The sequence below is a fragment of the Acidovorax sp. Leaf191 genome (assembly GCF_001424425.1).
Taxonomy (GTDB): domain Bacteria; phylum Pseudomonadota; class Gammaproteobacteria; order Burkholderiales; family Burkholderiaceae_C; genus Acidovorax.
The window spans coordinates 16,806-29,004 of the sequence record NZ_LMPT01000005.1; the positions used below are offsets into that span (position 1 = coordinate 16,806).

The 12,199-nt window shown below is 68.0% G+C and carries 8 protein-coding genes; all 8 read left to right on the plus strand.

Annotated elements, in window-relative coordinates:
- Positions 1-237: 237 nt before the first annotated feature.
- The 8 genes from tssB (at position 238) to ASG27_RS05810 (ending at position 12,195) form a co-directional block, all read left to right on the plus strand.
- Entirely contained in the window at positions 238-786 is a 549-nt protein-coding gene (gene tssB, locus ASG27_RS05775) for a type VI secretion system contractile sheath small subunit (protein WP_056409698.1), read from the plus strand.
- A gap of 26 nt (positions 787-812) precedes the next feature.
- Complete coding sequence (tssC, locus tag ASG27_RS05780; RefSeq protein WP_056409701.1) at positions 813-2,312, plus strand: type VI secretion system contractile sheath large subunit; 1,500 nt, start codon at positions 813-815, stop codon at positions 2,310-2,312.
- 371 nt (positions 2,313-2,683) lie between these two features.
- A complete protein-coding gene (locus ASG27_RS05785; protein WP_056409704.1) occupies positions 2,684-3,469 on the plus strand; it encodes a type VI secretion system accessory protein TagJ in 786 nt (261 codons plus the stop codon).
- A gap of 12 nt (positions 3,470-3,481) precedes the next feature.
- Positions 3,482-4,009, plus strand: coding sequence for a type VI secretion system baseplate subunit TssE (gene tssE, locus ASG27_RS05790; protein ID WP_056409707.1), 528 nt, complete (start codon positions 3,482-3,484; stop codon positions 4,007-4,009).
- A 16-nt stretch (positions 4,010-4,025) separates the two neighbouring features.
- Positions 4,026-5,900 (plus strand): type VI secretion system baseplate subunit TssF, encoded by a 1,875-nt coding sequence (gene tssF, locus ASG27_RS05795; protein WP_056409710.1) that lies wholly within the window; start codon positions 4,026-4,028, stop codon positions 5,898-5,900.
- Complete coding sequence (gene tssG / locus ASG27_RS05800) at positions 5,897-7,000, plus strand: type VI secretion system baseplate subunit TssG (protein WP_056409712.1); 1,104 nt, start codon at positions 5,897-5,899, stop codon at positions 6,998-7,000. Before tssF ends, tssG begins: the two co-directional genes overlap by 4 nt.
- A gap of 69 nt (positions 7,001-7,069) precedes the next feature.
- Positions 7,070-9,844: a type VI secretion system ATPase TssH gene (tssH, locus tag ASG27_RS05805; protein ID WP_056409715.1), complete on the plus strand. Its 2,775-nt coding sequence runs from the start codon at positions 7,070-7,072 to the stop codon at positions 9,842-9,844.
- A 35-nt stretch (positions 9,845-9,879) separates the two neighbouring features.
- Entirely contained in the window at positions 9,880-12,195 is a 2,316-nt protein-coding gene (locus ASG27_RS05810) for a S41 family peptidase (protein ID WP_056409718.1), read from the plus strand.
- Positions 12,196-12,199 lie beyond the last annotated feature (4 nt).

The following is a 12,199-nucleotide window of genomic DNA, read 5'->3' on the forward strand; positions in this document are numbered from 1 at the left end:
GGCGCGCCAAACAGGCATGGAATCGTGCTTTGTTCCGCCGCCGAAGAGAGATTCTGCGCAGCAGGTGTCACTTGTTCATGCTCCGGACGCGGTGGTCGGAGCATGGCACCCAGGAACGATTCGTTGCGGCGACCACAAACCGTAGCGAATTCACACAACTTTGTAAGCATTTGAACCAAATGGCCGTCCTAGCGCTGGCCACGGGTTTATCGGCCAGCCAACTTGAGAGAGGTAAGCATGTCAATCACCAAAGTGGGAAAAAGCGGACAGAAGTTCATCGCCAGAAACCGCGCGCCGCGTGTGCAGATCGAGTACGACGTGGAAATCTACGGTTCGGAAAAGAAGGTGCATATCCCGTTCGTGATGGGCGTGATGGCCGACCTCTCCGGCAAGCCGCTGGAGAACCTGCCCGAGATCGCTGACCGCAAGTTCCTGGACATCGACATCGACAACTTCGATGCCCGCATGAAGTCCATCAAGCCCCGCGCGTCGTTCCTGGTGCCCAACACGCTCACCGGCGAAGGCTACCTGAGCGTGGACCTGACCTTTGAGAGCATGGACGACTTCTCGCCGGCGGCGGTCGCCCGCAACATCGGCCCGCTCAACACCCTGCTGGAAGCACGCACCCAGCTGCATAACCTGCTTTCCTACATGGATGGCAAGCAAGGCGCCGAAGAACTCATCCGCAAGGTGCTGCAGGACCCCGCATTGCTCAAGTCACTGGCTGCCAGTGCCAAACCCGCCACTGAGCCCGCCCAGGGCCCAGTTCAAAACGACGCCGCCTGAGGCGCCACAGCGAACGGAGATTACCCATGAGTGCAGTAGCAGCCACCACCGAATCATCCACCGCCCAGTCGTTGGAAGGCCACGACTTCGCGGCATTGCTGAACAAGGAGTTCAAGCCCAAGACGGACCAGGCACGCGACGCGGTGGAAGCCGCCGTGCAGACCCTGGCGCAGCAGGCGCTCGCTTCGGTCACCACCATCTCCAACGATGCGTACCAGACGGTGCAGGCCATCATCGCGGAGATCGACCGCAAGCTGTCCGAGCAGGTCAACCTGGTCATCCACCATGCGGAGTTCCAGAAGCTGGAAGGCGCCTGGCGCGGCCTGCAGCATCTGGTGACCAACACCGAAGTGGACGAGATGCTCAAGATTCGCGTCATGAACATCTCCAAGAAGGAACTGCACCGCAACATGCGCCGCTACAAGGGCGTCGGCTGGGACCAGAGCCCCATCTTCAAGAAGGTCTACGAAGAAGAGTACGGCCAGTTCGGCGGCGAGCCTTTCGGCTGCCTGGTGGGCGACTACCACTTCGACCACAGCCCGCCCGACGTGGAACTGCTGGGTGAAATGGCCAAGGTGGCTGCGGCGGCCCACTGCCCGTTCATTTCCGGCGCGTCCCCCGCGCTGATGCAGATGGATTCGTGGCAAGAACTGGCCAATCCCCGCGACCTGACCAAGATCTTCACCAACACCGAGTACGCCGCCTGGCGCAGCCTGCGCGAGTCGGACGACTCCAAGTACATCGGTCTGGCCATGCCACGCTTCCTGGCGCGCCTGCCCTACGGTGCCAAGACCAACCCGGTGGACGAGTTCGACTTCGAAGAAGAAACCGCCAGCGGCAACCACAGCAAGTACTGCTGGGCCAACTCGGCTTACGCCATGGCGGTGAACATCAACCGCTCGTTCAAGTACTACGGCTGGTGCACGTCCATCCGCGGTGTCGAGTCCGGCGGCGCGGTGGAAAACCTGCCCGCGCACACCTTCCCGACCGACGACGGCGGCGTGGACATGAAGTGCCCCACCGAAATCGCCATCAGCGACCGCCGCGAGGCAGAGCTGGCCAAGAACGGCTTCATGCCGCTGGTGCACCGCAAGAACTCGGACGTGGCCGCCTTCATAGGCGCCCAGTCGCTCAACAAGCCTGCCGAGTACTACGATGCAGACGCCACGGCCAATGCCAACCTGTCGGCGCGCCTGCCCTACATGTTCGCCTGCTGCCGTTTCGCCCACTACCTCAAGTGCATCGTGCGCGACAAGATCGGCTCGTTCAAGGAGCGCAGCGACATGGAGCGCTGGCTGAACGACTGGATCATGAACTACGTCGATGGAGACCCATCGAACTCGTCGCAGGAAACCAAGGCACGCAAGCCCCTGGCCGCTGCCGAAGTCGAAGTGAACGAGGTGGAAGGCAACCCGGGGTACTACACCTCCAAGTTCTTCCTGCGCCCGCACTACCAGCTCGAAGGCCTGACCGTCTCCTTGCGCCTCGTGTCCAAGCTGCCATCCGTCAAGGAAGCGGGCAACTGATCCCCCTGTGTGCCTGCGGTCGGTGCGGGGCTGCCTTGCAGCCTTGCAACGACCGGCGCAACGCGCGCTGTCCTGGGTGCTGTGGCACCGAAAGGCAGCCTGCGTAGCCTCCCGGCGTCCGGCATGGACTGCGACGCCCGGGCATTGCGCACAGGTGCTGGACCAGGGCCAGCGCAGACAACGCAGAGGCCCTGGACATCGCCTGCAACGCACGGACATCGGGTGCCGCACAAGCACCGGCCAGGGAGCAGGGTTGCAACCGAAGGCAAGCGCGCTGGACACCGCCGGTTCTGCCGGGGCTTGCCCGGACCCGACAGTTCGTACAACCACCGTGGACGCCTCGGCGCCACAGACCTCCATGAGCTTTCAACGTGACTGCCGCCCTTTTTGACTCCCAAAGCCCCCTCGACCTTCAACTGAGCAGCGTCAAGGATGCGATCCGCGCGGAGCCTGCCAAGGCATCCCTGCGCACGTTCTACTTCCAGCTGCTGGCAGTCCTTGGCGATTGGGACAAGGCGCTGGCACAGCTGCAGGTGTGCGGACAGCTGGATCCCAAGGCCATTCCCATGGCCCATGCCTACCGGGAAGCCATGCGGTGCGAGCTCCTGCGCGCCGAAGTGTTTGCAGGGCGCCGCACGCCCTACATCCTGGGCGAGCCACCGGCCTGGATGAGCTACATGGTGGACGCGTTGAAAGCCCAGTCGGAAGGGTCCCAGGACGCTGCGTTGAACCTGCGCACCCAGGCCCTGGACATGGCCCCTGCCTGCCCCGGCGAGATCAATGGCGAGCCGTTCGAATGGCTGTGCGACTCCGACTCGCGGCTCGGGCCGGTGCTGGAGCTTCACGCCAACGGCTGCTACTACTGGGTGCCTTACTCCGCAGTGCGCAGCCTGGCATTCGAAAAGCCCCAGGATCTGCGCGACCTGGTCTGGCAACCCGCCGAAATCACGCTGGTCAACGAGAGCACGCTGCAGGGGCTGGTCCCTGCGCGCTATCCCACCCAGGCCGGCGACGACGACAGCCTGCGCCTGGCGCGGCGCACCGAATGGGCGGACATCGGCGGCGAGCATGTCGCAGGCCGGGGGCAGCGGGTGCTGATCTCCGACCAGGGCGACCATGCACTGCTGGACGTGCGCACCATCGCCTTCAACGCCTGACGCGGACCCACCATGCTGCCCAGCAGGCGACTGAGCGGGTTCGGGACCGAGAAGGACCGCTTGCAGCCGGCGCTGCTGGACCGGCTGACCGACCACGAACCCACCAAGAGAACGGAGCAGGCCGAAGCGGTGTACGTCACCGAGTCACGCCTGCGGACCGCGCTGTTGCGCGATCTCGGGTGGCTGCTGAACGCGAGCAATGCATCGGGGCACATCGACTTCGACGGCCTGCCGCATGCGGAGCGGTCCACGCTGAACTACGGCATGGCGCCACTGGCGGGCAAGCTCCTGTCCGATCTGGACTGGAAGGATGTCGAAGCCAGCGTGAGCCGCGCCATCCTTGCGTTCGAGCCCCGCGTCCTGCCGGATTCGTTGACGGTGACGCTGCTCCCATCGTTCGACTCATTGAACCATCACAACACATTGCAGTTCGAGATCCGTTGCCAGTTCTGGTCGATGCCCTACCCGCTGGAGCTGTTGCTCAAGACCAGCCTGGACCTGGAAACCGGGCAGGTCGTGGTCTCGGACCTGAGAAGCTGACCGTGAGAGAGCACCGATGAATCCGCGCCTGGTGGAGTACTACAACCGCGAACTGGCCTACCTGCGTGAGCTCGGGGCCGAGTTTGCCGCGGCGTTTCCCAAGGTGGCCAGCCGCCTGGCCCTGCGCGACCTGGACGTTGCCGACCCGTATGTCGAGCGCCTGCTGGAGGGCTTCAGCTTCCTGACGGCACGGGTACAGATGAAGATGGACGCGGAGTTTCCGCGGCTGTCGCAGCGCATCCTCGAGATGGTGTGCCCGCACTACCTGGCACCCACCCCTGCGATGGTCGTCGTCCAGATGTCGCCCAGCGACACCGAGGGCAACGTCGCGGACGGCTACTGCCTGCCGGCAGGCAGCATGCTGCGGTCCCGCAAGACCACGGACGATCAGACGCCGTGCGACTTCCGCACCGGGCACGACGTCACGCTGTGGCCGGTGTCGCTCGCGCGGGCCGCACTGGGCGGGCCGCCGCTGGACCTGCCGCTGGCACGCTTCGGACTGCCGCATGAGCCCGCAGGGCATCTGCGCCTCGAACTCGAGACCCAGGGCGCCACCGACTTCGCGCACCTGCCGATGGACCGGCTGGACTTCTACATCCACGCGACGGACGCCGTGGCCTCGCACCTGCAGGAGGTGCTGCACGAGTCGCTCCTTGGCATCGTGCTGCACGATGTGCAGGACCCCACCCGCGTGTACGGATACCTGCCGGCGCAGGCGCTGCAGGCCGAGGGCTACGAACAGCGCCAGGCGCTGCTGCCCTACTCGCACAGGGCGTTCCAGGGGCACCGGCTGCTGCACGAGTATTTCGCGTTTCCGCCGCGCTTCCGGTTCTTCTCGATCCAGGGCCTGTCCGCCTCTCTGCGGCAGGTTCCGGCAAGGCGCCTGGCCATGACGCTGCTGCTGCGCAAGGCCAGCCCGGAGCTGGAGCCCGTGGTGGATCGGCAGAACTTCCTGCTGCATTGCACGCCCGCCATCAACCTGTTCGAGCGCATGGCAGACCGGATCCACGTGTCCGCGGACATGAACGAATACCACGTGGTGATGGAGCGCACCCGTCCGCGCGATTTCGAGGTCTACAGCGTGCTCAGCGTGACCGGCCACCAGGAAGGCCAGGTGAACGACCGCGATTTCGTTCCGCTGTACGCATCGGTGCACGGCATCCGCTCGGACGACCAGGCGTACTTCGCCATGCGGCGCGAGCCCCGCCTGTTCTCGGAGCACGCGGTGCGCTTTGGCCCGCGCACCCAGTACCTGGGCAGCGAAGTGTTCCTGTCCCTGGTGGACCAGCGCGCCGCGCCGTTCTCGGACGACCTCAAGCAGCTGTCCGTGCGCACGCTCTGCACCAACCGCGACCTGCCCCTGCTGATGCCCACCAACCAGCCCGAGGGGGACTTCATCACGCTCGACTCCGCGCCCATCGGAGCCATCCGCACCATCGCCGGGCCCTCGCGCCCGATGGGCAGCGTGGCGGAGAACGAGATCACCTGGCGATTGATCTCCCACCTGTCGCTGAACTACCTGGCCATGACCGACCTGTCCGACCAGGAAGGCGCCGCCACGTTGCGCGAGCTGATGAACCTCTACCTCGCGCTGGGCAACCACGCGCTGGCGGGCCAGGTCGCGGGGCTCAAGGAGGTCAGCATCCGGCCCATCACCCGGCGCCTCGCACAGCACCGGCAGCTCGTCTACGGCCGCGGGGTGGGCGTGACGCTGACGGTGGATGAGTCCTCGTTCGCCGGCGTGAGCGCCTGGCCCCTGGCGTGCGTGCTCGAGCGCTTCTTCGCCCGCCACGTGGGCGTCAACAGCTTCACCGAACTGTCCTTGCATTCACGGCAGCGCGGGCCGGTGGCCAAGTGGGAAGTCCGCCCCGGACAGAGGCCCAACACATGAGCGGCGCCGCCACGTCCCCCCAGCCCCGCGCCGCGCGGCGGCACAGCGAAACGGCAGACCTGTGGCAGCGGCTGCGCCGCGACCCCCATGCCTTCGACCTGTTCTTCACGCTGCGGTGGCTGCAGGCCCGCAACCCCGACCTGCCGCCCCTGGGCCGCGCCGCGCGCCCGCAGGCCGAGCCCATCCGCCTGGGGCAGGACCCCTCGCTCGCCTTCGCGCCGGCCACCATCGCCGAGCTGCTGCCGCCGGTGGCGGGCCAGCCGGAGCGACTGACCGTCTGGAACTTCGGCCTGTACGGACCCAACGGTCCCATGCCGACCCACCTGACGGAATACGTCCGCGAACGGCAGCGCCAGTTCGACGACCCGACGCTCGCGCGGTTTTCCGACATCTTTCACCACCGGCTGCTGCTGCTGTTCTTCCGGGCCTGGGCCGACGCGCAGCCCACCGTGTCGCTGGACCGCCCAGGCGACGGCATGTTCGGGCGCCATCTGGCCAGCATCGTCGGCATCGGCGAACCGACGGCACGCCAGCGCGATGCCGTCGAGGACCATGCCAAGCTGCACATGGCCGGGCACCTCACGCGCACCACGCGCAACCCCGAGGGACTGCAGCGCGCCATCGGGAGCTACTTCGGGGTGCCGGTGGTCCTGCAGGAGTATTGCCTGCACTTCCTGGAACTCGAGCCATCCCAGCAGACCCGCCTGTCGCGGCATCCGTGCAACTCGCAGCTCGGCGTCGACACCGTGGTGGGATCGCGGGTGCCGGACGCGCAGAGCAAGTTCCGCCTGCGCATCGGTCCCATGACACTCGCGCAGTACGAACGCTTCCTGCCCGGCCAACCCGATTTCAACGCCCTCGTGGACTGGGTGCGCAGCTACCTGGGCATCGAGTACGCCTGGGACTTCGAGCTGGTGCTGCAGCGCGAGGAAGTCCCCGGCACGCGCCTGGGCGGCGCAACCCGCCTGGGCTGGACCAGCTGGATGCTGGACGGCCCCGCGCCCCGCGACGCGGACGACTTCCGCATCGACCCGGAAAGCTGGCTGCAGTCGCGCGGCCGCCCGGTCAGGGCCCAGGCCGCCACGCCGCGGCCCGCATAGCCGGGCACCTCCTCGTCCAGCCTTCCAGCTTCAACCGTACTTTCTCTTCAACACACCGCCTTCACGCCCATGTCAGAGATCAGCCGCCTTGCCCTGTTCGGAAAACTCAACCCTTTGCTCTTCAAGTCGCTGGAGGGCGCCACGGTGTTCTGCAAGCTGCGGGGCAACCCGTACGTGGAACTGGTGCACTGGCTGCACCAGTTGCTGCAGGAAAACGACTCCGACCTGCTCAGGGTGTTCCGCCACTTCGAGGTGGATGCAGAGCAGCTTGCCGCGGACGTGCTGCGCAGCCTCGACCGGCTGCCCCGCGGTGCCACGGCGATCTCCGACTTCTCCGACCAGATCGAGATGTCGATCGAGCGCGGCTGGGTGTATGCCACGCTGATGTTCAACGAGTCGCAGATCCGCAGCGCCTACTGGCTCTCCGGCATGCTGCGCACCCGCACCCTCGCCAATGAGCTGCGGTCCATTTCAAAGGAATTCGAGAAAATCAGCGAGCCCGGCCTGAGCGACGCATTCCCCAAGGTCTTGCCCCTGTCGCCAGAGGCCAAGCTCCAGGCGGCCGATGGCTCCGGCCTGCAAGGCACGCCCGGCGAGGCGAGCGGCGCGACATCGCCGCTGGGCGCTGGCAAGCAGGAAGCCCTGCAGCGCTACACCGTCGATCTGACCGAGCGCGCCCGCAATGGCGAGCTCGACCCGGTCACCGGGCGCGACGAGGAAGTGCGCCAGATGATCGACATCCTCATGCGCAGGCGGCAGAACAACCCCATCCTCGTGGGCGAGGCCGGCGTCGGCAAAACGGCGGTGGTCGAAGGCCTGGCGCTGCGCATCGCATCGGACGACGTTCCGCCGCCGCTGCGCGGCGTGCAACTGCGCGTGATGGACGTCGGGCTGCTGCAGGCCGGCGCCAGCATGAAGGGCGAGTTCGAGAACCGCCTGCGCTCGCTGCTGGACGAAGTGCAGGCCAGCACGACGCCCATCGTGTTGTTCATCGACGAAGTCCACACGCTGATCGGCGCCGGCGGCCAGGCAGGCACCGGGGACGCGGCCAACCTGCTCAAGCCGGCGCTGGCGCGCGGCGTGCTGCGCACCATCGGTGCGACCACCTGGGCCGAATACAAGAAGTACATCGAAAAAGACCCGGCCCTCACACGCCGGTTCCAGCTGGTGCACATCCACGAGCCCGACGAACCCAAGGCCGTGCACATGCTGCGCGGCGTGGCCGCCAAACTCGAAGCGCACCACAAGGTGCGGATCGCCGACGAGGCCGTGGTGGCGGCGGTGAGCCTTTCGCACCGCTACATTCCGTCGCGCCAGCTGCCCGACAAGGCCGTGAGCCTGATGGACACCGCATGCTCGCGCGTCGCGATGGCCCTGACCTCCACGCCAGCGCGCCTGGAATCCGTGACCCGGCAGCAAGAGGCGATCCGGGTGGAGCTCGACGTGGTCGAGCGCGAGGCGTCCCTCGGCGTCACCGATGCCGGCCGCCTCGATGAACTGGCGGCCTCGCTCGAGCGCCTGCAGCAGGAACACGACACCCTGGCCGAGCGGCTGTCCCGCGAAAGCGAACTGGCCCAGCGCATCGTCGACGCAGAGAACGCGCTGATGGCCGCACGCACCGCCCGCGCGCCAAAAGAAGCCGCCGCCCAGGCAGCGTCCACCGACGCGGCCCCCAACGGTACTGGCACCGGCAATGGCACCGAAGCCGGCGCGGCAGCAGCGGCAGCGCCCTCCCCGGCGGCGGCCCCGGCCCAGCCCGCGGTCACCGCGGCGGAGCTCGAAGCGCTGCGCAAGGAACTGCTGGCCCTGCAAGGCGACGACCCGCTGCTGCACCCCGTGGTCGACGCGGGCGTGGTCGCGGAGGTCGTGGCCGAGTGGACCGGCATCCCGGTGGGCCGCATGGTGCGCGACGAAGTGCAGTCGGTCCTGACCCTGACCGAGACGCTGGAAAAACGCGTGATCGGCCAGCGCCACGGGCTGGAGGCCATCACCCGCCGCATCCAGACCGCGCGCGCGCAACTGGACAACCCCGGAAAGCCCATCGGCGTGTTCCTGCTGGCAGGCCCTTCGGGCGTGGGCAAGACCGAAACCGCGCTGTCCCTGGCCGAGGCGCTGTACGGCGGTGAGCAGAACCTCATCACCATCAACATGAGCGAGTTCCAGGAAGCGCACACCGTGTCCACGCTCAAGGGCGCGCCGCCCGGCTACGTGGGCTACGGCGAGGGCGGCGTGCTGACCGAGGCCGTGCGCCGCAGGCCCTACAGCGTGGTGCTGCTCGACGAGATCGAGAAGGCCCACTCCGACGTGCACGAAATGTTCTTCCAGGTGTTCGACAAGGGCTGGATGGAAGACGGCGAAGGCCGCTACATCGACTTCAAGAACACCGTGATCATCCTGACCTCCAACGTGGGCTCCGAGCTCATCGCGGGCATGTGCAACGACCCGGACCTGATCCCCGGCCCGGAGGCGCTGACCAAGGCCGTGCGCCAGCCGCTGCTCGACAAGTTCCCGGCCGCGCTGCTGGGCCGCCTGACGGTGGTGCCCTACTACCCGATCTCCGATGCGATGCTCGAGCAGATCATCCGCCTGCAGCTGCGCCGCATCCAGAACCGCATCGAGGCCAACCACGGCGCGCAGTTCCACTTCGACGACAGCGCGGTGCAACTGATCCGCGAGCGCTGCAGCGAGGTCGAATCCGGCGCCCGCATGATCGACGCGATCCTGACGCAGAACCTGCTGCCCCGCCTGGCCATGGAGTTCCTGCAGGCGTCGGTGGATGCCCACTCCATCGCCAGCATCGACGTGAGCGCGGCCGACAACGACTTCGTCATCCGCTACGCCTGAGTCCGAACGCCCTCCCCTTCGACGCCCAAGCCACCATGCCCATCGTCCGCCTGCTCCGCGCTCCCTCCCCTCCCCGCGCCGCGCGCGCCCTGCCCGGCCCTGCACCGCAGCACAGCGGGGCGCGCCGCGCGAGCGGTCGAAGAACCCGCGGCGCGCAGGCCGCCCTGGTGGCGGCTCTGGCGCTCGCGCCCGTGTGGGCGCTGGCACAGGCCGGGATGCTCGGCAACATCGGCCGCGCGGGCGAGGTGATGAGCCGTGGAGAAAGCGCGGTGTCCACCGGCCAGCAGGTGATGTCCACCGGCGGCCAGGTCATGGACGCCGGCCGCCAGGCCTGGAACAACCGCAACGGCACGCCGTTCCAGGCCCCCACCGGGCCTGCGGTGATGGCCCGCGACGAGGGCGGCCCCCTGCGGCTCATCGCGGCGCTGGAGCGCGGCGCCGGCGACCCCATGGCCGCTGGCAACACCCTCGTGGCCTTGCTGGACCAGGGCGCCTACTTCATACAGCGGCAGGCCGCGCACGTGACGCCTGCGCAAGACCAGTTGCTGGCCACGCCCCGCGCGGACAGCTCCGCCGTGTCCATCGACCTTCCGTCGTCGCCCCCGGGCACGCTGTTCGACCTGGGCTCGGGCCGTGCGCGCGCGTCGGGCCCGGGCGTGAAGATCTTCGCGCTGTCCGTGCACACCCACCTGCCGCGCCGCGCCGGCCGCAGGGCGCTGGATGCGATCGAGCAGCACGCCATGCTCACCACCAGCTCGGTGCAGATGGAATGGCCGCTGCAGCCGGACCTGGCCATGGAGCCCGTGGGCGGCAAGCTGCTGGTGTGGGCCAGCGAAGCCGGCGCGGCGTTCCCCGCCGGGTTCGGTGCGGACGGCAGGCTCTTTACCGCGGACGACCCCATGGTGCGGCTGCCACGCGGCTACACCGTGGTGACGCTGGACAGCCGTGGCTTCAGCTTCGACCGCAGCCGCGAGATCGCGCTGTCCCAGTACGGCGTGCAGTCCACCACCGACATCGACCTGTCCCGGCTGGCCCCCGGCGACGCTTTCAAGGCCTTCACCAGCGTGATGCAGGAGCGCTACCCTTTCCGCGGCGCACAGCCCATGGACTGGGGGCGCCTGCACGGTGAGCTGGCGGACAAGGTCCGCCAGGCGGGTGACCAGAAGGATCGCCTGGCGATGGGCCAGATCTACGCCGACATCGGGGCCCGCCTGCAGGACGGCCTGTTCCGGGTCGATGTGCGCGGGGCGGGCGGGTCGCCGGGACTTGCCGCCGGGCTCGATACGGGCCTGGCCGGGCAATGGCAGCCACGCGGCATCACCCCGCTGCCGCTGCCGGGCGTCTGGTGGCTGCCCGACGGGCGGGCCATGGTCGGCAGCGTCGCGCCGCGTTCTGCGGCAGAGCTGGCCGGGCTGCGCCCGGGTGCGGAGATCGTGGAAGTCAACGGCGAGAGCATCGCGCGCTACGTAGGCCGTGCGTCGCGCTACTCCAACCGGGCCACCGAGGCCGGCCGGCGCCACGACGCCCTCAAGCTCATGGCCTACGAGCGCGAAGCCATGGTCCTCAAGGTGCGGCAGGACGGCAAGGACCAGACCATCGATCTGCGGCAACGCATGGCCGAGCGGCCACAGTCGGCGGGCACGCCGCCCAACAATGAGTCGCTCTCGGGATTTCAGCTGCGCAGCCAGTCGGGCCGCCAGTATGGGTACATCGCGCTCAGCTCTTTCGCCGACGGCGGCGGCAACCTGGACGTGTGGGAGCGCAGCCTGGCCACGGTGAACCAGGCGCGGCTGCCCGGCCTCATCCTGGACTTGCGGGGCGCCAACCACGGCGCGTACCAGCTGGTTCCCCACTATGCCGCGTCGTTCTTCTCGTACGACCGCCCGCTCAGGCTGCAGGGCTATGCGCAGCGGCAGGTGGACGCGACCGCCAAGGTGTGGCGCACCCGGGGCAGCCTGGGCCTGCCACCGCAGCTGCCGCTGTTCACCCAGGGCGCGGGCTACTACAGCGCGCCGCTGGTGCTGCTGACAGGCCCGGACTGCACGGGCCCCTGCGAAATGTTCTCGGTCTGGCTGCAAAAGGCCGGCCGCGCGCATGTGGTGGCCACGGAAGCGACGCCCGGGGCGGTCGGCATGACCACCCGCGTCCTGCTGCCCGGCGACATCGTCGTGCACGCCCCCACCGTGGCCGAAATCGGCGCCAACGGCGAGCACTATGTGTTCGCCAAGGGCGTCGAGCCCAACCTGCGGGTACCCGTGGATGCCGGGTTCGTCCAGCGCACCATGACAGGCGGCGACCCCGTGCTGGACGCCGCCGTGCAGTGGCTCGATGGCAGGCCCCAGGGCCGCTGAACGG

Excerpts from the sequence above, each read along its gene's own strand:
- tssG (WP_056409712.1), top strand. The coding sequence starts at position 5,897 with ATGAGCGGCGCCGCCACGTCCCCCCAGCCCCGCGCCGCGCGGCGGCAC.
- tssF (WP_056409710.1), top strand. The coding sequence starts at position 4,026 with ATGAATCCGCGCCTGGTGGAGTACTACAACCGCGAACTGGCCTACCTG.
- tssE (WP_056409707.1), top strand. The coding sequence starts at position 3,482 with ATGCTGCCCAGCAGGCGACTGAGCGGGTTCGGGACCGAGAAGGACCGC.
- tssB (WP_056409698.1), top strand. The coding sequence starts at position 238 with ATGTCAATCACCAAAGTGGGAAAAAGCGGACAGAAGTTCATCGCCAGA.
- tssC (WP_056409701.1), top strand. The coding sequence starts at position 813 with ATGAGTGCAGTAGCAGCCACCACCGAATCATCCACCGCCCAGTCGTTG.
- ASG27_RS05810 (WP_056409718.1), top strand. The coding sequence starts at position 9,880 with ATGCCCATCGTCCGCCTGCTCCGCGCTCCCTCCCCTCCCCGCGCCGCG.
- tssH (WP_056409715.1), top strand. The coding sequence starts at position 7,070 with ATGTCAGAGATCAGCCGCCTTGCCCTGTTCGGAAAACTCAACCCTTTG.